Raw genomic sequence first — 18990 nt, forward strand, 5'->3', positions numbered from 1 at the left:
TCGCGGCGCGGTGGAGGGGTCGACACGACGGACGGGAGGCCCGTGGCGGCGTCGCCACGGGCCTCCCGTCCGTTTGTTGGTCACCTCACCCGCGTCACCCGCGCATCAGGGCAGGTCGGACCGCGCGCGGAACGGCCCCGGACGCACGGAACGGGGCCGGCCCGAGTGGGCCGACCCCGTTCCGGGAAGTCAGTTCATCGTCTCAACTGGGATCGTTGCGCTTGTCCCATCGATCGTTCATCCGGTCCATGAAGGACCCGCCGGAGGAACTCCCCCGTGCCCCACCGGACGACGGCGTCCGCGGTGCCTTGGAGGAGGACTTCGGCGCACGCATGCCCGGGCGGAGTGCGAAGAGCACCCCGGCGAGCATCACGACGAAGCCGAGGACTCCGATCAGGGGCTGGCGCATGGCCAGCCCGAGGATGACGACTGCGACTCCAGCGAGCGCGCCCAGAACCCCGAGCGTGATCGACGTGTACGTCGGCCGCCCTTGTCGCCGGGTGACGCGCGCCACGAAGTCGGAGTCGTTCTGGTAGAGGCTGCGCTCCATCTCTTCGAGAAGTCGCTGCTCTTGCTCCGAGAGTGGCATCTTGATTCCCTCTTTGTCCCTGGGATCAACGCGTTGTTGGTTGGCCGATTCTATGTCTCGACCACTCCACTAGGGTAGGCACTGTGGCTGAGAGTACGCGATTAGTGGACCTCGTCTCGGCGCGGATCGATCGGGCGCTCGACGAGCAGCGCGATCGACTCGCCGCGATCAGTCCGGACCTGGCTCCGTTCGACGAGTTCGCCCGAGACCTGTTGTCCGGAGGCAAGCGCTTCCGGGCCCTGTTCTGCTACTGGGGGTGGCAGTCCGTGGCGGGACGTTCCGGGTCGTTCGACCCCTTGGCGGAAGGCTCGCGCCAGACCACGGCCGAGGCGGTCGTCACGGTCGCTGCTGCGCTCGAGGTCTTCCACGCGGCCGCCCTGGTGCACGACGACATCATGGACCGCTCGGACACCCGCCGCGGGCGTCCGGCAGCGCACCGACGGTTCGAGTCGCGGCACGCCGACGCCGGGTGGGTCGGTGACCGCGGGCTGTACGGCACGAACTCGGCCCTGCTGCTCGGCGACCTGCTGCTGTCCCTGAGCGACGCCGTGTTCGACGAAGGACTGGCCTTGCTCGACCCGGCGCGGGCACGGATCGTCCGCCAGGAGTTCCACGCGATGCGGCTCGACGTGACCGCCGGGCAGTACCTCGACATCCACGAAGAGACGGCCTGGCCGACGGTCGACGAGAGCGAGCACCTGCTCCGTGCGCAGCGCGTCGTCGTGTTCAAGTCCGCCAAGTACTCGGTCGAGGCGCCGCTCGTCATCGGCGCCCTGGTCGCCGGGGCCTCGGAGTCCCAGCTCGAGGGACTGCGGTCGTTCGGTCTGCCCCTCGGCGTGGCCTACCAGCTGCGGGACGACATGCTCGGTGTGTTCGGCGACCCCGAGCTCACCGGCAAGCCCGCGGGCGACGACCTGCGCGAGGGCAAGCGCACGGTCCTCATCGCGACGGCGCGCAAGGCGCTGCCGCAGGGCTCGCGGTCGTTGCTCGACGAGCTGCTCGGCGACCCCGACCTCGACGAGGACCAGGTGCAGATGCTCCGCGCGACCCTGACCGACTCGGGCGCGGTCGCCGCGGTGGAGCGCTCGATCGACCGGCACGTCCAGCGGGCGAAGGCGGCACTCGACGCATCGCCGCTCACACCGTCAGCGCGCGAGCAGCTCGCGTCGCTGGCGGACACGGTCAGCCGCCGCCAGGCGTAGGCGGCGCGGCGCGGCACGTCCGGCCCGGCCGGCCCGCCGCTGGCCGCTCGTCGCTCGCCGCTGGCCGCTGGCCGCTCGCCGAGACTCGGCCCGGCGGACATCGTGCGCCGTCGGCAGGCCGCAGGGTGTCCGCGGAGCCGAGACTCAGCGCGGCGAGGGCCGTCCGGCGGGGGCGGCCCGGCGGGGGCCGCGTGGCGGGGCGTCGCCTACAGCAGCGACTGCGCGACGCGGCGCACCTCGGCCTTGCGGCCGGCGCGCAACGCGGCGATCGGCGAGGTACCGAGCACGTCGTCGACGCTGAGCATCCAGCGCACGGCCTCGTCGTCCGAGAAGCCGTTGTCCGACAGCACGATGAGCGTGCCGCGCAGCTCGGGCAGCGGCTCGGCCTCGTCGAGGAACTCGGTCGGGACGCGCAGCACACCGCCGACGCGCGCCGGCAGCAGCGTGTGCTGCTCGAAGAGCCGGTGGACGCGGCCGGGGCTCACGCCGAGCAGGTCGACGAGGTCGGGGACCGTCAACCAGCGTTCGGAAAGGGTCAGGTCATCCCCACGTGTGGCACTCACACGTTCATGGTGCCAGAGTGCCGCCCGACTGCGAACCACAACACAAGTCACATTCGTCACGTGCACCACATCAAGCTCTCTGGTTGACTTGCGATTCACGACATGCCAGCGTGGAGTCGCCTGTGAATGCGCTCTCGCGTGCGCGCACGGCTCACCCCGAGACAGGAGCACCCCGTGGACACCGCAGCAGACGACCACGTTCGACGCCTACGATCCGCCCGCTTCGCCACCATGCCGATCGTCCTGGCGGGCACCATCGCCGTCACCGCGGGGCTGACCGGGCCCGTCGCCCACGCCGAGCCGCGGCACGACGACGACGGCTCCAACAAACGGCACGTCGACCAGGACGGCAACGTCGGCCACCGCTCCGTGTTCACCACGGCCGTCGCCCGTCCCGCGCAGACCGTCGCCACCACCGTCGCGTCGGTGTCGAGCGCGCCGACGACGTACACGGTGCAGCAGGGCGACACCGTCTCGGCGATCGCGGCTCGCCACGGCCTGTCGGCACAAGAGGTCCTGGTGCGCAACGGCCTGGGCTGGAACACGATCATCCACCCCGGGCAGGTGCTCCACCTGGCTTCGACCCCGGTGGTCACCACGGTGCGCTCCGCTCCGGCGACCTCGACCAAGTACCACGTCAAGTCCGGCGACACGATCTCGGGCATCGCGGCCCGGACCGGCGTGTCGACCTCGGCACTGCTCGGCGCGAACAACCTGACCCTCAGCAGCGTGATCTACCCCGGGCAGAGCCTGACCGTGCCGAAGGCCGGCGCCGCGCCCGTCGCACCGGCCCGCACCACGTCGGCCCCCGCCACCTCATCGGCACCCGCGGCGTCGACGGCGACCGCCGGTTCGGTCACCATCACGGCCGGTCAGACGATCGCCACGATCGCCGCCGCCCACCACGTCTCGGTGTCGGCGCTGCTCTCCGCCAACGGCCTGACGTACACGAGCACGATCTACGCCGGCAAGACCCTCGTCCTGCCCGCTGCCGGCCCGGCCGCTGCGTCCGGCACCGCACTGACGGCCGAGCAGCGCGCGAACGCCGAGACGATCGTCCGCGTCGGCCGGTCGCTCGGCGTTCCGCAGCGCGGCCTGGTCATCGCGCTCTCCGCCGCCATGCAGGAGTCGAGCCTGCGCAACCTGCCCCACGGGGACCGCGACTCGGTCGGTCTGTTCCAGCAGCGCCCGAGCCAGGGCTGGGGCACCGCCAGCCAGCTGCAGGACACCACCTACGCGACGAAGCTGTTCTTCGGCGGGCGCTCCAACCCGAACGCCGGCACCACGCGTGGGCTGCTCGACGTCCCCGGCTGGTCGTCCAAGAGCGTGACCGACGCCGCCCAGGCGGTGCAGATGTCGGCCTACCCGAAGGCGTACGCCCAGTGGGAGCGGTCCGCGACCGCTTGGCTGGCGACGCTCTGACACCGCTCGGGCGCGGGGCCGTCCGGCGCCGCACGTGACCCGGGACCGCTCCGGGGGCGGCCCACACCTCATCCCTGAGATCGAGATTGCATCACGACCGGTGCGCCGATGCGACGGTCCGCATCCTCGCTTCGTAGAATGCCGCCGATGACCACGAACGCCGCCACGGACCCGATGATCGGTCGCATGATCGATCAGCGGTACCGCGTCCGATCCCGCATCGCGCGCGGGGGCATGGCGACCGTGTACCTGGCGACCGACGTCCGACTCGAGCGCCGGGTCGCGATCAAGATCATGCACGGCCACCTGGCCGACGACGCGGCGTTCCGCGAGCGCTTCATCCAAGAGGCCCGTTCGGCGGCTCGGCTGTCCCACCCCAACCTGGTCGGGGTCTACGACCAGGGCGCCGAGGACGACACCGCGTACATCGTCATGGAGTACATCCCCGGCATCACGCTGCGGGACCTGCTGCAGGAGCACCGCGCGCTGACGCCCGAGCAGACGACCGACATCCTGCGCGCCGTGCTCGCCGGTCTGGCATCGGCGCACCGGGCGGGGATCGTGCACCGCGACCTCAAGCCCGAGAACGTCCTGCTCGCCGACGACGGCCGGATCAAGCTCGGCGACTTCGGGCTCGCCCGCGCCTCGACGCAGAACACCGCCACGGGGGCGGCGCTCCTCGGCACGATCGCGTACCTCTCCCCCGAACTCGTCACCCGCGGCGCTGCCGACTCCCGCAGCGACATCTACGCCGTCGGCATCATGCTGTACGAGATGCTCACCGGCGAGCAGCCCTACAAGGGCGAGCAGCCGATGCAGATCGCGTACCAGCACGCCCACGACACCGTGCCCGCTCCGAGCCTGGTCGTGCCGGGCGTGCCCTCCGAGCTCGACGACCTGGTCGCCTGGTCCACCGCGCGCGAGCCCGACGACCGACCCCGCGACGCCCGCGAGATGCTCGAGCACATCAACGGCAACCAGCAGCGTGCGACCGGGCAGTACCGCACGGCCGTGCTGCGCCCCGAGAACGCGACCGCGATCCTCCCGGCCGGTGCCCCCGGTCCGGACGCGACCGACGCCACCACCGTCATCCCGCCACAGGGCGGGTCCGGAACGGGCCCCACCGGCCCCGCCGGCCGCGGCCGGAACGCACCGGGTCCGCGCCGGACGGGCCAGGCACCGGGCGTCCTGTCCCCCGCCAGCCAACGACTCGCCGACAAGACGGCGAAGCGCCGGAAGCGTGGGTGGATCGCGCTCGTGGTCTTCGTGGTGATCGTCATCGTCGGCGCCGGCCTCGGCTGGTGGTTCGGACCGGGCCCCGGTGGCAACGTCCGGATCCCCGAGGTCGCCGGCAAGTCGGTGTCCCAGGCGCGACAGATGCTCGAGGCCGAGGGACTCCGCGCCGCTGACCGGACCCGTGCGCGGTTCGACGCCGTCGTGGCGAAGGGCGAGGTCTCCGCCACCGCTCCGGCGGCACGGCACGAGGTCCGCAAGGGCACCGCGGTGCAGATCCTGGTGTCGAACGGTCCGAAGATGATCACCCTGCCGGCGATCGTCGGACAGTCGGCGACCACCGCCCAGGCCGCGCTCGACGACGACTTCGACCTGCAGGACCCGCAGTACCAGTTCTCCGCCGACGTGCCGAAGGACACCGTGATCGCCGCGACCGGCCGCGACACCGACGGCAACACGGTCGACCTGACCACCGTGCAGGAGTACGGCGAACGCGGGCCCATCACGCTGACGGTGTCGCTCGGGGCCGTCCCCGACGTCACCGGCAAGTCCGTCGACGATGCGCGGGCCGCGCTGCAGGACGTCGACCTGACCGTGGGTACCCAGACCGACCAGTTCGACGAGGACGTCCCGTCCGGCCAGGTCATCTCCGCGAAGGCCGAGGCCGACCCCGTCGTCAAGGGCACGGCGATCGACCTGGTCGTGTCGAAGGGCCCGGCGCCGATCACCCTGCCCGACGTCACCAAGCAGACGATCAACCAGGCGGCGTCCACACTCGAGGCACTGGGCCTCAAGGTGTCGTACCCGGACTGCAAGAACGTGCTGTGCGGCTTCTACGACTGGAAGTCCACGCTGCCCGTCACCGGGACCGACCCGGGCGCGAACGCCACGGTGCACAAGGGCGACACCGTCCGCCTGTCCTACGACCAGTAGGAACGCGACGACGAAGGAGACAGGAGGCCCGGTGCCAGCTGGCACCGGGCCTCCTGTCTGCAGGATGCGTGCGTCAGCGCGCGGGGTACGGGTGCGCGCCCAGTTCCTCTGCCACGAGGAACGCGAGTTCCAGCGACTGCATGTGGTTGAGCCGCGGGTCGCACAGGGACTCGTAGCGGGTGGCGAGGGTGGCCTCGTCGATCTGCTCCGAGCCGCCCAGGCACTCGGTGACGTCGTCGCCCGTCAGCTCGACGTGCATGCCGCCCGGGTAGGTGCCGGCCTCGCGGTGGACCTCGAAGAAGCCGAGGACCTCGTCCACGACGTCGTCGAAGCGGCGCGTCTTGTAGCCCGTCGGGGTGGTCAGGCCGTTGCCGTGCATGGGGTCGGTCACCCACAGCGGGTTGGCCTCCATGCCCTTGATGGCCTGCAGCAGCTTGGGGAGCTCGTCGCGGATCCGTCCGGCACCCATGCGGGTGATGAACGTCAGACGACCCGGCTCGCGGTTCGGGTCGAGCTTCTCGATCAGGGCTTCCATGTCGGCGACCGTGGTGGTCGGGCCGAGCTTGACGCCGATGGGGTTGCGGACCCGCGACAGGAAGTCGACGTGCGCGCCGTCGAGGTCGCGGGTGCGCTCCCCGATCCAGATGAAGTGCCCGGAGGTGTCGTAGGCCAGACCGGAGCGCGAGTCGATGCGGGTCATCGGGCGCTCGTAGTCCATGAGCAGTCCCTCGTGCGAGGCGAAGAACTCGACGTGCTTGAGCTGGTCGAAGTCGGCGCCGCACGCACCCATGAACCGGATCGCGCGGTCGATCTCCTGGGCGAGGTGCTCGTAGCGGGCGTTCGCCGGGTTCGACGCGAAGCCCTTGTTCCACGAGTGCACCTGCCGCAGGTCGGCGAACCCGCCCTGCGTGAAGGCACGGACCAGGTTGAGCGTCGACGCGGCCGTGTGGTAGCCCTGCACGAGCCGGCGGGGGTCGGCCTGGCGGCTCTCCGGCGTGAAGTCGTAGCCGTTCACGATGTCGCCGCGGTAGGCCGGCAGCGTGACGTCGCCGCGGGTCTCGAAGTCGCTCGAGCGCGGCTTGGCGAACTGCCCCGCCATGCGGCCCATCTTGATGACGGGCATCGACGCGCCGTACGTCAGCACGACGGCCATCTGCAGGATCGTCTTGACGCGGTCGCGGATGGAGTCGGCCGTGGCGCCCGCGAAGGTCTCGGCGCAGTCACCGCCCTGCAGCAGGAAGGCCTTGCCCTGGGCCGCGGCGGCGAGCCGGTCGCGCAGCTGGTCGACCTCGCCCGCGAAGACGAGCGGCGGCAGCGTGGCGAGCTCGGCCGAGGCGGCTTCGGCCGCTGCCTGGTCCGGCCACGTCGGCTGCTGCTTGATGGGGAGCGTGCGCCAGTAGTCGAGACCGTCGATCGCGTCCGGTTCCTGCAGGGCGACGAAGTCGGTCGACTCGGACAAGGCGGTACCTCGGTGTTCTCTCGCTGGCGGTGGCCCGGCAGGGTGCCGGAGCCGTCCCACCCTACCGTGCAGGGGTGCTGCGGCGCTCTCGCATGACCTGCTCGCGGGCCGTGCTGGCGCGCTCCTTGACACTCGTCGCGTAGACGTCCTCGTACTCCTGGCGGCTCAGACCGGCGAGCTCGTGCATGATCTCGTCCGTGACGCTCCGCAGGATGAAGCGGTCGGTCTCGAAGCCCTGGAAGCGCGAGAAGTCGAGCGGCTTGCCGAAGACGACGCCGACACGTTTGAACTTCGGGAAGCGCTGCCCGATCTGCTGGACCTCACGCGTGCCGACCATCGCGACGGGGACCACGACGACCCGGCCCTCGAGGATCATCCGGGCGATGCCGGTCCGGCCGCGGTAGAGCTTGCCGTCGGGGCTGCGGGTGCCCTCGGGGTAGATGCCGAGCTGCTCGCCGCGCGCCAGCACCTGCAGTCCGGTGCGCAGCGATGCCTCGGACGCCTTGCCACCGGAGCGGTCGATCGGCAGCTGGCCGATGGCGTTGAAGAAGGTCTTGGTCGCCCAGCCCTTGAGCCCACGGCCGGTGAAGTAGTCGCTCTTGGCCAGGAAGGACATCCGGCGGTCGAGCACCGCGGGCAGGATCACCGAGTCGATGAACGAGACGTGGTTCGACGCGAAGATGACCGGCCCGGACGTCGGCACGTGCTCACGACCCACCACCCACGGCCGGAACAGCGTGAGGATGAGCGGGCCGAGCAGGAAGTTCTTGAGCAGCCAGTAGAGCATCGTCGACTCCGTTGCGGGTGGGCGGGCGCCGGGGGTCAGGCGGTCCGGGCGTGGATCCGTGCGAGGTCGGCCGCGCCGACGACACCGGCGTCGTTGACGAGCTCGGCGATCACGAAGTCCGGCTCGGGGTGGTACCCACGGGCCGGCAGGTTGTTGAGGTACGCCTGGCGGATCGGTTCGAGCAGGCGTTCCCCCGCGCTCGCGACGCCGCCGCCGAACACGAAGAGCTGCGGGTCGAGCACGGCGGAGAGCGACGCGCAGGCCTCGCCGAGGTGCCGTCCGAGCCGCCGCAGTGCCGACAGGGCACCCGGGTCGTCGGCCAGGATCAGCTCGCCGACGATCGCACCGTCGAGCTGGCCGCCGTTGTCGTCGCGGGCCTGGGCCAGCGCGACGCCGATGCCCCCCGCGTCGGCGACGTCGTTCGCCATGCGCTGCAGGGCACGACCCGAGCCGTACTGCTCGATGCAGCCGCGGGCACCGCAGCCGCACGGCAGGCCGTTCGGGACGATGCGCAGGTGGCCGATCTCGCCGCCGGTGCCGAAGCCGCCGCGGAACAGGCGGTCCTCGGTCACGATGGCGCCGCCGACACCGGTGCCGATCGTCAGCATGGTCATGTCCGACACCAGGCGACCGGCGCCGAAGCGGAACTCGGCCCACCCGGCGGCGTTCGCGTCGTTGTCGACCGTGATGTGCAGGTCGCCGAGGCGCTGCTGCAGCTTCTGGCGCAGGGGCTCGTTGCGCCAGCGGATGTTCGGCGTGTAATAGACGATCGACTGCGAGGCGTCGATGAAGCCCGGGGCGGCGACACCGACCGCGCCGACGTCGTTCGCGTCGCGCAGTCGCGAGACCATCGCGACGACGTCGTCCAGCATGGCGTCCGGGTCCGCAGCGTTCGTGGCGACGCGGTCCTCGGCGACGATCTCGCCCAGTTCCGTGACGACCGCTCCCGCGATCTTGGTGCCCCCGATGTCGATTCCGATGGCGTGCACGAGCACCGAGCCTACCGGTTCGCTGCGTCCTCATCGAACGTGCGACATCCGCCCCTATGCTGGGATCAGAGCCGCCGATCTGAGGCGGACTCGTCATCGAACCGGTCGACAAGGGAGTTGCCGTGAACGATCACCGACCCGTCCCCACCAGCGCGTCACCCTCGGCGGAGGCGACGGCGACGGCGCAGACGTCCGCCCCGGCGCCGGTCGCCCCCGACCACGGCTCGGCAGCACGACTGCTGACGGACCGGGCCCGCGCGACGCCGGACCGGCCGATCCTGGCCGAGCGCCACGGTGACACCTGGACCACGATCACCGCCGCCGAGGTCGAGCGCCGCGTGCGCGGCATCGCGAAGGGCTTCGTCGCCGCCGGGCTCGAGCCGGGCGCCCACGTGGCGATCCTGTCCCGCACCCGCCTGGAGTGGACGCTCGTCGACTTCGCCGTGTGGACGGCCGGGCTGGTGTCGGTCCCCGTGTACGAGACCAGTTCGCCCGACCAGGTCCGGTGGATCCTCGGGGACTCCCAGTCGGTGGCGATCGTCGTCGAACAAGAGGAACACGCACGCCGGGTCGCCGGGATCGCGCCCGACCTGCCGCACCTCGGCCAGCACTGGACCATCGACGGCGGCGGGCTGGACGACCTGACCCGCCTGGGCGAGGACGTCACCGACGACGAACTCGACGCCCGGACGGCCACCGTGCACGGCCATGACGACGCCACGATCATCTACACCTCGGGCACGATGGGGCGCCCGAAGGGGTGTGTCCTGCGGCACGACAACTTCACCGCGACCGTCGAGGGCGCGACCGAGGCGATGCCCGAAGTCGTCGCCGACGGCTCGTCCACCCTGCTGTTCATCCCGCTCGCCCACGTGTTCGCGCGGTTCATCGCCGTGATGAGCATCTCCACCGGCGTGCTGGTCGGCCACGAGCCGGACACCAAGGACCTGATGCAGGCGGTGTCCACGTTCCGGCCGTCGTTCCTGCTGGCGGTCCCCCGCGTGTTCGAGAAGATCTACAACTCGGCCGAGCAGAAGGCCGACCTGGGTGGACGGGGCAAGGTCTTCCGCGCCGCCGCCGCCACGGCCGTCGCCCACTCCGAGGCCCTGGCGACCGGACGGGTACCCCTCGCACTGCGCCTGCGGTTCCGGGTGTTCGACAAGCTCGTCTACAGCAAGCTGCGTGACGCGCTCGGTGGGCGTGTGCAGTACGCGATCAGTGGCTCCGCACCGCTGTCCCCGCGCCTGTCCCACTTCTTCCGGTCCATCGGTGTGCTGATCCTCGAGGGCTACGGCCTGACCGAGACCACCGCGCCCGCCACCGTGAACCGCGCCGGCGAGCTGCGCATCGGCTCGGTCGGGCGGGCACTGCCGGGCGTCGAGGTGCGCATCGCCGAGGACGACGAGATCCTGATCCGCGGCGTCGACGTGTTCGACCGCTACTGGAACAACCCCGAGGCGACCGACACCGCGTTCGCCGACGGCTGGTTCCGGACCGGTGACCTCGGCCGGCTCGACGGCGACGGGGTCCTCGCCGTCACGGGTCGCGCGAAGGAACTGATCGTCACGGCGAGCGGCAAGAACGTCGCGCCCGCGCCGCTCGAGGACGGCATCCGCGAGCACCCGCTCATCGGCCAGGTCGTCGTCGTCGGCGAGGCCAAGCCGTTCGTCGCCGCGCTCGTCACCCTCGACCGCGACATGCTGCCCGGCTGGTGCGCGTCCCGCGGGATCAGCCCGGCGCTCTCCCCGCGTGAGGCCGCCTACGACGAACGCGTGCACGCTGCCGTCCAAGAGGCGATCGACACCGCCAACAGCCGGGTCTCACGCGCCGAGTCCGTTCGGTCGTTCACGATCCTCGACACGGACCTGACCGAGGCGTCCGGGCACCTCACCCCGAAGCTGACGATCAAGCGCTCGGTCGTGATGCGCGACTTCGCGGCTGACGTCGAGCACATCTACTCGGGGTCGAAGGTGCAGACGACCGCGACGCCGGTGGTCCAGGGACGACGCCGGCGGTGAGCGGGCGGGCCGGAGCCCGCCACGGCACGACGCGCACCTGACTGGAGGCCCGGTGCCGGTCCACGGGACCGGCACCGGGCCTCCTGTCGGTTGCGTCAGACGGCTGCGGCCTGGTCCGGCACGTCCGTCGGCTCGAGGACGGCCGTCGCGGCCGTCGTCGCTGGGGCCGGCTCGGGGCGCCGGTTGGTACGGGTGCGGTGCGAGCTGAGCTCGTCGTTCTGAGGGGCCATCGTGAATCCTGGGGTGTGGGTGACCGTGTCGGCAGGGAGTCCGACCCGGATACGGTACCGCTTCGTCAGGACATGTCGACAATCCCACGTCCGGGTGTCACGATCGTGCGGTGAACCGCAGCGGAACGGTCAGTGGAACCAGTCCTGCTCGCGGATGTCGCGGAGCGCCTGACGGCGGGTCTCCGGCGCGAGCGTCATGACGTAGACCGTGCCGTCGAGGTGGTCGACCTCGTGCTGCAGCGCCTCGGCCATCAGCCCGGTGCCCTCGACCTCGACCGGGTTGCCGTCGACGTCCACGCCACGCACCTTGGCGTACGGGTGACGGCTGGTCGGGTAGGCAAGACCGGGGACGGACAGGCAGCCCTCGTCCATCAACTCGGGCTCACCGCCGACCTCGACGACCTCGGGGTTCAGCACGTAGCCGACCTCGCCGTCGACGTTGTACGAGAACGCGCGCAGCCCGACACCGATCTGCGGCGCGGCCACACCGGCGCGGCCGGGCTCGCGCACGGTGTCGATGAGGTCCTGCACCAGGTCGCGGATGCCGGGTGACCCGAGGGCAGCGGGTGCGATCGGGTCCGCGGGAGAACGGAGGACGGGGTCGCCGAACAGGCGGATGGGACGGACGGTCACGTTACTGCAGCACCACCAGGAGGTCTCCGGCATCCACCTGCTGGGTCACCGGGATCGCGAGTCGGCCGACGGTCCCCGCAACGGGAGCCGTGATGGCCGCTTCCATCTTCATCGCCTCGATGCTCGCCACGGCCTGCCCGGCCACGACGGTGTCACCGACGGCGACCTTGAGCGTCACCACACCGGAGAACGGTGCCGCGACGTGGTTCGGGTCGGAGCGGTCCGCCTTCTCGGCGGCCTTCGTCTCGACGTGGATCGAACGGTCGCGGACGGCCACCGGGCGGAGCTGCCCGTTCAGGGTCGCCATCACGGTGCGGATGCCGCGGCCGTCGGCCTCTCCGATCGCCTCGAGCCCCACGAACAGGTCCACGCCCTTGCCGAGCGACACGACGTGCTCTTCACCGGCGCGCAGGCCGTAGAGGTAGTCGGTGGTCGGGACCGGGGACAGGTCGCCGTACTCGTCGCGGACCCGTTGGAACGCCTCGGTCGGCCCCGGGAACAGCAGCCGGTTCAGGGCCTGCCGTCGCTCGGGCCCGGACGCGGTGAGGCGTGCCCGCTCGTGCTCCGGCACGGGCGTGATCGTCGGCGTGACGTCGCGCCCGGCCAGGACCTTCGAACGGAACGGCTCGGGCCAGCCGCCGGGGAGTTCGCCGAGTTCACCCGCCATGAAGCCGATCACCGAGTCCGGGATGTCGTACTTCTGCGGGTTCTGCTCGAAGTCGACGGGGTCGGCGTCGACCGCGGCCAACTGCAGCGCGAGGTCGCCGACGACCTTCGAGGACGGGGTGACCTTGGTCGGACGCCCGAGGATCCGGTTCGCCTCGGCGTACCAGTCCTCCACCTGCTCGAAGCGGTCGCCGAGCCCGAGTGCGATCGCCTGCTGCCGGAGGTTCGACAGCTGCCCGCCCGGGATCTCGTGCTTGTAGACACGACCGGTCGGGCCGGCGAGACCGGACTCGAACGGCGCGTACGCCCGACGCACGGCTTCCCAGTAGGGCTCGAGGTCGCCGACGGCCGCCAGGGACAGACCGGTGTCGCGATCGGTGTGGGCGAGCGCGGCGACCAGAGCCGACATGCTCGGCTGACTCGTCGTGCCGGCCATCGGCGCGGCGGCCACGTCGACCGCGTCCGCACCCGCCCGGGCGGCGGCCAGCAGCGTCGCGAGCTGGCCGCCGGCGGTGTCGTGCGTGTGCACGTGGACGGGCTGGTCGAAGCGCTCCCGCAGGGCGGCGACGAGCCGCTCGGCCGCTCCGGCACGCAGCAGCCCCGCCATGTCCTTGATGCCGATGACGTGGGCTCCCGCCTCCACCATCTGCTCGGCCAGGCGCAGGTAGTAGTCGAGCGTGTAGAGGTCCTCGGCGGGGTCGAGCAGGTCGCCGGAGTAGCAGAGCGCGGCCTCGGCGACGGCGGTGCCCGTCGCGAGCACGGCCTCGAGCGCGGGGCGCAGCTGGCTGACGTCGTTCAGGGCGTCGAACACCCGGAACACGTCCACACCGGTCGCCGCTGCTTCTGCCACGAAGGCGTCCGTCACCTCGGTCGGGTACGGCGTGTACCCGACGGTGTTCCGGCCGCGCAGCAGCATCTGGATCGGGATGTTCGGCATCGCTTCGCGCAGCGAGACCAGACGCTCCCAGGGGTCCTCGCCCAGGAACCGGAGGGCGACGTCGTAGGTCGCACCGCCCCAGGCCTCCATGCTGAGCAGCTCGGGGGTCAGGCGTGCGACGTGCGGCGCGACGGCGATCAGGTCCTTGCTGCGGACCCGGGTGGCCAGGAGCGACTGATGGGCGTCGCGCATGGTGGTCTCGGTGACGGCGAGCGGGGTCTGCGCGCGGAGAGCCGCTGCCCATGCCGTCGGGCCGAGCTCGAGCAGCCGCTGCCGCTGCCCGGCGGGCGGCGGCGTGCCCAGGTCGACGTGCGGGAGCTTCAGCGCGGGGTCGACGATCTGCGCGCCGCGGTCGCCGTTCGGCTTGTTCACCGTGACGTCCGCCAGCCAGTTGACGACCTTGGTGCCGCGGTCCTTGGACACGTGCCCGCTGAACAGCTGCGGGCGTTCCTCGATGAACGCCGTCGACACGTCGCCACGGGCGAAGTCCGGGTCCTCGAGCACGGCCTGCAGGAACGGGATGTTCGTGCTGACCCCGCGGATCCGGAACTCCGCCAGGGCCCGCTTGGCCCGACCGACCGCGGTCGTGAAGTCACGGCCGCGGCACGTCATCTTCGCCAGCATCGAGTCGAAGTGCGGGCTGATCTGCGCGCCCGTGGCGACCGTGCCGCCGTCGAGCCGGACGCCCGCGCCACCCGGGCTGCGGTAGGTCGTGATGCGACCGGTGTCCGGTCGGAACCCCTGCGTCGGGTCCTCGGTCGTGATGCGGGTCTGCAGTGCGGCACCGTGCACGGCGACGCGGTCCTGCGTCAGCCCCAGGTCACCCAGGGTCTCCCCCGCGGCGATGCGCATCTGTGACTGCACCAGGTCGACGTCGGTCACCTCTTCGGTGACGGTGTGCTCGACCTGGATGCGGGGGTTCATCTCGATGAACACGTGCTGGCCGGCACGCTCGCCGACCGTGTCGAGCAGGAACTCGACGGTACCGGCGTTCACGTAGCCGATCGACCGCGCGAACGCGACGGCGTCGCGGTGCAGGGCGGCAGCGACCGCGGGGTCCAGGTTCGGCGCCGGCGCGATCTCCACGACCTTCTGGTTGCGGCGCTGGACCGAGCAGTCACGCTCGAACAGGTGGATGGTGCCGGCGTCGTCACCCGTGGCGTCGGCCAGGATCTGCACCTCGATGTGCCGGGGACGCAACACCGCCTGTTCGAGGAACATCGTCGGGTCGCCGAAGGCACTGTCGGCCTCGCGCATCGCAGCTTCGAGCGCGGGACGGAGCTCGTCCGCCGTCTCGACCCGGCGCATGCCACGACCGCCACCGCCCGCGACCGCCTTCGCGAACACCGGGAACCCGACGGCGTCCGCGCCCGCGATGAGTTCGTCGACGTCGCGACTGGCCGGGGTGCTCGCCAGCACCGGGACCCCCGCCGCGACGGCGTGCTGCTTCGCCGTGACCTTGTTGCCCGCCATCTCGAGCACGTGCTGCCCGGGGCCGATGAAGGTGATGCCGGCTGCTTCGGCTGCCGCGGCCAGGTCCGGGTTCTCGGACAGGAAGCCGTAGCCCGGGTAGATCGCGTCCGCGCCGGACTCGCGCGCCACGCGGACGATCTCGGCGACGTCGAGGTACGCGCGCACCGGGTGCCCGCGCTCGCCGATCAGGTAGGCCTCGTCCGCCTTGAGGCGGTGCAGGGAGTTCCGGTCTTCGTAGGGGTAGACGGCGACGGTGCGAGCGCCGAGTTCGACCGCCGCGCGGAAGGCACGGATCGCGATCTCGCCACGGTTGGCGACCAGGATCTTGCGGAACACGCGGGCCCTTTCAGCGCTGGGTCAGGTGGGACAACCTTAGTGGCGGTAACGTTGCTCAACGTGCATGTACTCAGCGTGAGCTCTCTCAAGGGCGGTGTCGGCAAGACGACGGTCACACTCGGTCTGACCTCGGCCGCGTTCGCCAAGGGCCTGCGAACGCTGGTCGTCGATCTCGACCCCCAGTCCGACGTCTCCACCGGCCTCGACATCAACATCGCCGGTCACCTCAACGTGGCCGACGTGCTCGAGAACCCGAAGGAGAAGATCGTCCGGCAGGCCATCGCGCCCTCCGGCTGGACCAAGGGCTCCCAGGGCAAGATCGACGTCCTGGTCGGCTCGCCCTCCGCGATCAACTTCGACGGACCGCACCCCTCCATCCGCGACATCTGGAAGCTCGAAGAGGCACTCGCCAACGTCGAGCAGGACTACGAACTCGTCCTGATCGACTGCGCCCCGTCGCTGAACGCGCTCACCCGCACCGCCTGGGCAGCCTCCGACCGCGTGACCGTGGTCACCGAACCGGGACTGTTCTCCGTCGCGGCCGCCGACCGTGCCCTGCGCGCGATCGAGGAGATCCGTCGCGGACTCTCCCCCCGCCTGCAGCCCCTCGGCATCATCGTCAACCGGGCGCGCGTGCAGTCCCTCGAACACCAGTTCCGGATCAAGGAACTCCGCGACATGTTCGGCCCGCTCGTGCTCTCGCCGCAGCTGCCGGAGCGCACCTCGCTGCAGCAGGCCCAGGGAGCCGCCAAGCCCCTGCACGTGTGGCCCGGCGAGTCCGCGCAGGAGATGGCGCGTAACTTCGACCAGCTGCTCGAGCGTGTCATGCGCACGGGCAAGATCGGCCCGTACGCCGACGGCACCCCCGCCTGACCCGGCAGATCGGCACGCACCCACACGGCGCGGACGGCACCCCCGCCTGACCCGGCAGATCGGCACGCACCCACACGGCGCGGACGGCACCCCCGCCTGACCCGGCAGATCGGCACGCCCGCCAGACCCGGCGTCCCCGACCGGTCACGACACCCCGCTCACGTCCGCCGACCGGTCACAGAGCGTCGGCTGGCGGCCGGATCAGCGACGATCTCCGACCACTCGACGCCGCGCACCCGGGGTGTCGTGACCACTCGGTCCGGTGCAGCACCCATGCGCACGCGTCGACATCACGCCGACTTGGTCAGCACGACTCCCGCGCACGCGGTCGGACCTCGACGGTGCAACACTCGCCGTTCAGTTCTGCGGCGGGCGCACCGACGCCGGCTCAGGACGCTCCAGATGCAGCAGTGCTGGAGCCTCGACGCACGACACGACGGCACCGCACACACGCGACGTGCCGGATCGCCCGCGTGGGATCAGGAAGCGCGTGTGGCGCGGCGCGCTGCGAGCTCGTCGGCGGGGTCGGCCGCCGGCGTGGCGTCGAGCTCGACCAGCGAGGACTCGACCTCGCGCAGGACCTTGCCCACGGCGATGCCGAACACGCCCTGCCCGCGGGAGACCAGGTCGATGACCTCGTCGTCCGAGGTGCAGAGGTACACGGACGCGCCGTCGGACATCAGCGTGGTCTGTGCAAGGTCCGACACGCCCGACTCGCGCAGCTGGTTCACCGCGGTGCGGATCTGCTGCAGCGAGATGCCGGTGTCGAGCAGGCGCTTCACGAGCTTGAGCACGAGGATGTCGCGGAATCCGTAGAGCCGCTGCGAGCCGGAGCCCGCAGCGCCGCGGATCGTGGGCTCGACGAGCTCGGTGCGAGCCCAGTAGTCGAGCTGGCGGTAGCTGATGCCGGCGGCCTTGGCGGCGACGGTGCCGCGGTAGCCGTTCTGTTCGTCGTGTTCCGGCAGGCCGTCGGTGAAGAGCAGACCGAGGTCGTACCGCGTCATGTCTGACGGGGTACCGGGGGTGCCACTGTCGCTCATAGAACTACCCCACTCATTGGACTGCCTTCCAGGACGATCGAGCCCTCACCCGAAGCTTCAACGACGGGTTGAGAGTTGTGCCGAGGTCCACGGTAGCGACTCGGACGGCTCCGGCGCGGGACATCCGACTCGGCGCGTCCGGCGTGTCGAGGATACGCCCAGCCGGGGACAGTGAGCCAGCCCCGGGACGAGCGGCCCGGGCGCACGCGATGCCGCGACTCATCCATCCATCCGACCGATGGCGGCCCGGATCAGGTTGGACCGGATCACCTCGAGGTGCCCGGCGATCTCGCGCGCAGCTTCGAGCGCCTTGGCCTTCGAGGTGGCGTCGCCACGGCGCGAGACGGGCATGAGCGCCGACTCGATGAGCCCGACCTCGCGTTCCGCAGTGGTGCGGAACGTGCGCAGGTGACGCGGCTCGATGCCGGTGCGCTGCAGTTCGACGAGGGCCTTGAGCACGACGACGGCGTCTTCGCCGAAGGTGTCGGACGCCGGCAACAGGGACGCCGAGACGGCATCGGCCAGCAGCATCGGCGACGCGCCCGCCGCACGGACCAGGTCGTCGCGTGTGTACCGCTTCTCGCCACCCAGGATCGAGGGCCTGGGGCCGTCTCCGCCGCCGGGCAGCACGGGCTCACGACCGGCGTCGAGGTCGGCGAGGTACTCCTTGATGACCTTGAGTGGCAGGTAGTGGTCGCGCTGCAACCCGAGGACGACCCGCAGGCGCTCGACATCGGCCGGCGAGAACTTGCGGTAGCCGCTGGCGGTGCGGACCGGCGTGACGAGCTCGCGCTCCTCGAGGAACCGGAGCTTCGAGTTGGACAGCTCGGGGAACTCGGGCTTGAGACGGGCGAGGACCTGTCCGATCGTCAGCAGGTCCGCGGCTGGCGAACCCGACCGTACTGCGGCCGAGCGCGCAGCCACTACGCGTTCGCCAGGCGCGCCAGGTCGACGCGGGAGGCGTAGAAGGTCAGGCGGAACTTGCCGACCTGCACCTCGGACCCGTCGGCGAGCACCGCTTCGTCGATGCGCTCCCCGTCGAAGTAGGTGCCGTTGAGTGAGCCGTTGTCCTTGACGGTGAACGTCGTGCCCTGCCGCAGGAACTGGGCGTGCTTGCGCGACACCGTGACGTCATCGAGGAAGATGTCGGCGTCGGGGTGCCGACCGGCCGTCGTGACGTCGGAGTCGAGCAGGAACCGGGCCCCGACGTTGGGGCCACGGCGCACGACGAGCAGTGCGGAACCGGACGGCAGCGCGTTGATCGCGTCGCGTTCTTCGGGCGAGACACCGGACTCGGGCGTCAGGGCCGCTCCGAGTTCCATGCTGAAGGTCAGCGTCGTGTCGACCAGCCGCTGCTCCGGGGTGTTCTGTCCCTCGGGCTGCGGGACCACTGGATCTGGCATCGGTGGACCTCCTCCTCTTGGCGTCCAAGCGTATCGGAAACGCGGGGCGCGTCGAGAGCCCCGTGGACGGGTGACACGACCTGTCCGCGACGAGCGGACACGCCGTGTCCTCCGCATGGCGGACAGCACGCTCGCTCGGTGCGCCACCGCTCAGCGAGGGTGCGCGTCCGAGATGCGTCGCGTCGCCCCGCCCCTCACGACCGG

Annotated in this window: 16 protein-coding genes; 5 read left to right on the forward strand and 11 right to left on the reverse strand. The window is 71.0% G+C overall.

Features of this window, described 5'->3' with window-relative positions; all coding sequences use genetic code 11:
- Positions 1-202: 202 nt before the first annotated feature.
- Positions 203-589, reverse strand: coding sequence for a DUF3040 domain-containing protein (locus ACLBWP_RS04000; protein ID WP_243563725.1), 387 nt, complete (start codon positions 587-589; stop codon positions 203-205).
- 83 nt (positions 590-672) lie between these two features.
- On the opposite strand from ACLBWP_RS04000, the gene ACLBWP_RS04005 reads away from it, so the two are divergent.
- The gene (locus ACLBWP_RS04005; RefSeq protein WP_447654149.1) at positions 673-1791 is read left to right on the forward strand and encodes a polyprenyl synthetase family protein; all 1119 of its coding nucleotides are present in this window, start codon (positions 673-675) and stop codon (positions 1789-1791) included.
- A 206-nt stretch (positions 1792-1997) separates the two neighbouring features.
- Here ACLBWP_RS04005 and ACLBWP_RS04010 read toward each other — a convergent pair whose 3' ends face one another.
- Entirely contained in the window at positions 1998-2354 is a 357-nt protein-coding gene (locus ACLBWP_RS04010) for an Rv2175c family DNA-binding protein (RefSeq protein WP_447654150.1), read from the reverse strand.
- A gap of 231 nt (positions 2355-2585) precedes the next feature.
- Here ACLBWP_RS04010 and ACLBWP_RS04015 point away from each other — a divergent pair, with 231 nt between their 5' ends.
- Entirely contained in the window at positions 2586-3776 is a 1191-nt protein-coding gene (locus tag ACLBWP_RS04015; protein WP_447654250.1) for a LysM peptidoglycan-binding domain-containing protein, read from the forward strand.
- A gap of 147 nt (positions 3777-3923) precedes the next feature.
- The gene (gene pknB, locus ACLBWP_RS04020; RefSeq protein WP_447654151.1) at positions 3924-5942 is read left to right on the forward strand and encodes a Stk1 family PASTA domain-containing Ser/Thr kinase; all 2019 of its coding nucleotides are present in this window, start codon (positions 3924-3926) and stop codon (positions 5940-5942) included.
- 73 nt (positions 5943-6015) lie between these two features.
- Here the strand turns inward: pknB and ACLBWP_RS04025 are convergent, their stop codons facing one another.
- The 3 genes from ACLBWP_RS04025 to ACLBWP_RS04035 all read right to left on the reverse strand — a co-directional run bounded on the left by ACLBWP_RS04025 (position 6016) and on the right by ACLBWP_RS04035 (position 9177).
- Positions 6016-7401: a class II 3-deoxy-7-phosphoheptulonate synthase gene (locus ACLBWP_RS04025; RefSeq protein WP_447654152.1), complete on the reverse strand. Its 1386-nt coding sequence runs from the start codon at positions 7399-7401 to the stop codon at positions 6016-6018.
- A 61-nt stretch (positions 7402-7462) separates the two neighbouring features.
- Positions 7463-8188, reverse strand: coding sequence for a lysophospholipid acyltransferase family protein (locus ACLBWP_RS04030; protein WP_243563732.1), 726 nt, complete (start codon positions 8186-8188; stop codon positions 7463-7465).
- Between the two features lie 35 nt (positions 8189-8223).
- Positions 8224-9177: an ROK family glucokinase gene (locus tag ACLBWP_RS04035; RefSeq protein WP_243563733.1), complete on the reverse strand. Its 954-nt coding sequence runs from the start codon at positions 9175-9177 to the stop codon at positions 8224-8226.
- Between the two features lie 122 nt (positions 9178-9299).
- Here ACLBWP_RS04035 and ACLBWP_RS04040 point away from each other — a divergent pair, with 122 nt between their 5' ends.
- Complete coding sequence (locus ACLBWP_RS04040; protein ID WP_447654153.1) at positions 9300-11195, forward strand: AMP-dependent synthetase/ligase; 1896 nt, start codon at positions 9300-9302, stop codon at positions 11193-11195.
- A gap of 95 nt (positions 11196-11290) precedes the next feature.
- Here ACLBWP_RS04040 and ACLBWP_RS04045 read toward each other — a convergent pair whose 3' ends face one another.
- From ACLBWP_RS04045 to ACLBWP_RS04055, 3 genes are all read right to left on the reverse strand, one after another.
- The gene (locus tag ACLBWP_RS04045; RefSeq protein WP_279397084.1) at positions 11291-11425 is read right to left on the reverse strand and encodes a hypothetical protein; all 135 of its coding nucleotides are present in this window, start codon (positions 11423-11425) and stop codon (positions 11291-11293) included.
- Positions 11426-11554: 129 nt separating this feature from the next.
- Complete coding sequence (locus ACLBWP_RS04050; RefSeq protein ID WP_243563735.1) at positions 11555-12058, reverse strand: peptide deformylase; 504 nt, start codon at positions 12056-12058, stop codon at positions 11555-11557.
- Position 12059: 1 nt separating this feature from the next.
- Complete coding sequence (locus tag ACLBWP_RS04055) at positions 12060-15470, reverse strand: pyruvate carboxylase (RefSeq protein ID WP_447654154.1); 3411 nt, start codon at positions 15468-15470, stop codon at positions 12060-12062.
- 60 nt (positions 15471-15530) lie between these two features.
- On the opposite strand from ACLBWP_RS04055, the gene ACLBWP_RS04060 reads away from it, so the two are divergent.
- Entirely contained in the window at positions 15531-16343 is an 813-nt protein-coding gene (locus tag ACLBWP_RS04060; protein ID WP_243563737.1) for a ParA family protein, read from the forward strand.
- Between the two features lie 479 nt (positions 16344-16822).
- Here ACLBWP_RS04060 and ACLBWP_RS04065 read toward each other — a convergent pair whose 3' ends face one another.
- The 3 genes from ACLBWP_RS04065 to ACLBWP_RS04075 all read right to left on the reverse strand — a co-directional run bounded on the left by ACLBWP_RS04065 (position 16823) and on the right by ACLBWP_RS04075 (position 18786).
- Positions 16823-17347: a MerR family transcriptional regulator gene (locus tag ACLBWP_RS04065; RefSeq protein WP_395868411.1), complete on the reverse strand. Its 525-nt coding sequence runs from the start codon at positions 17345-17347 to the stop codon at positions 16823-16825.
- A 255-nt stretch (positions 17348-17602) separates the two neighbouring features.
- A complete protein-coding gene (gene ftsR, locus ACLBWP_RS04070) occupies positions 17603-18307 on the reverse strand; it encodes a transcriptional regulator FtsR (protein ID WP_243563739.1) in 705 nt (234 codons plus the stop codon).
- Positions 18307-18786 carry an FHA domain-containing protein gene (locus ACLBWP_RS04075; RefSeq protein WP_243563740.1) on the reverse strand — a complete coding sequence of 160 codons (480 nt, stop codon included), beginning with the start codon at positions 18784-18786 and terminating at the stop codon, positions 18307-18309. The genes ftsR and ACLBWP_RS04075 overlap by 1 nt, the downstream gene beginning before the upstream one ends.
- Positions 18787-18990 lie beyond the last annotated feature (204 nt).

It is taken from the genome of Microbacterium sp. M1A1_1b (assembly GCF_053345565.1).

Excerpts from the sequence above, each read along its gene's own strand:
- ACLBWP_RS04045 (WP_279397084.1), bottom strand. The coding sequence starts at position 11,425 with ATGGCCCCTCAGAACGACGAGCTCAGCTCGCACCGCACCCGTACCAAC.
- ACLBWP_RS04075 (WP_243563740.1), bottom strand. The coding sequence starts at position 18,786 with ATGCCAGATCCAGTGGTCCCGCAGCCCGAGGGACAGAACACCCCGGAG.
- pknB (WP_447654151.1), top strand. The coding sequence starts at position 3,924 with ATGACCACGAACGCCGCCACGGACCCGATGATCGGTCGCATGATCGAT.
- ACLBWP_RS04065 (WP_395868411.1), bottom strand. The coding sequence starts at position 17,347 with ATGACGCGGTACGACCTCGGTCTGCTCTTCACCGACGGCCTGCCGGAA.
- ACLBWP_RS04015 (WP_447654250.1), top strand. The coding sequence starts at position 2,586 with ATGCCGATCGTCCTGGCGGGCACCATCGCCGTCACCGCGGGGCTGACC.
- ACLBWP_RS04030 (WP_243563732.1), bottom strand. The coding sequence starts at position 8,188 with ATGCTCTACTGGCTGCTCAAGAACTTCCTGCTCGGCCCGCTCATCCTC.
- ACLBWP_RS04000 (WP_243563725.1), bottom strand. The coding sequence starts at position 589 with ATGCCACTCTCGGAGCAAGAGCAGCGACTTCTCGAAGAGATGGAGCGC.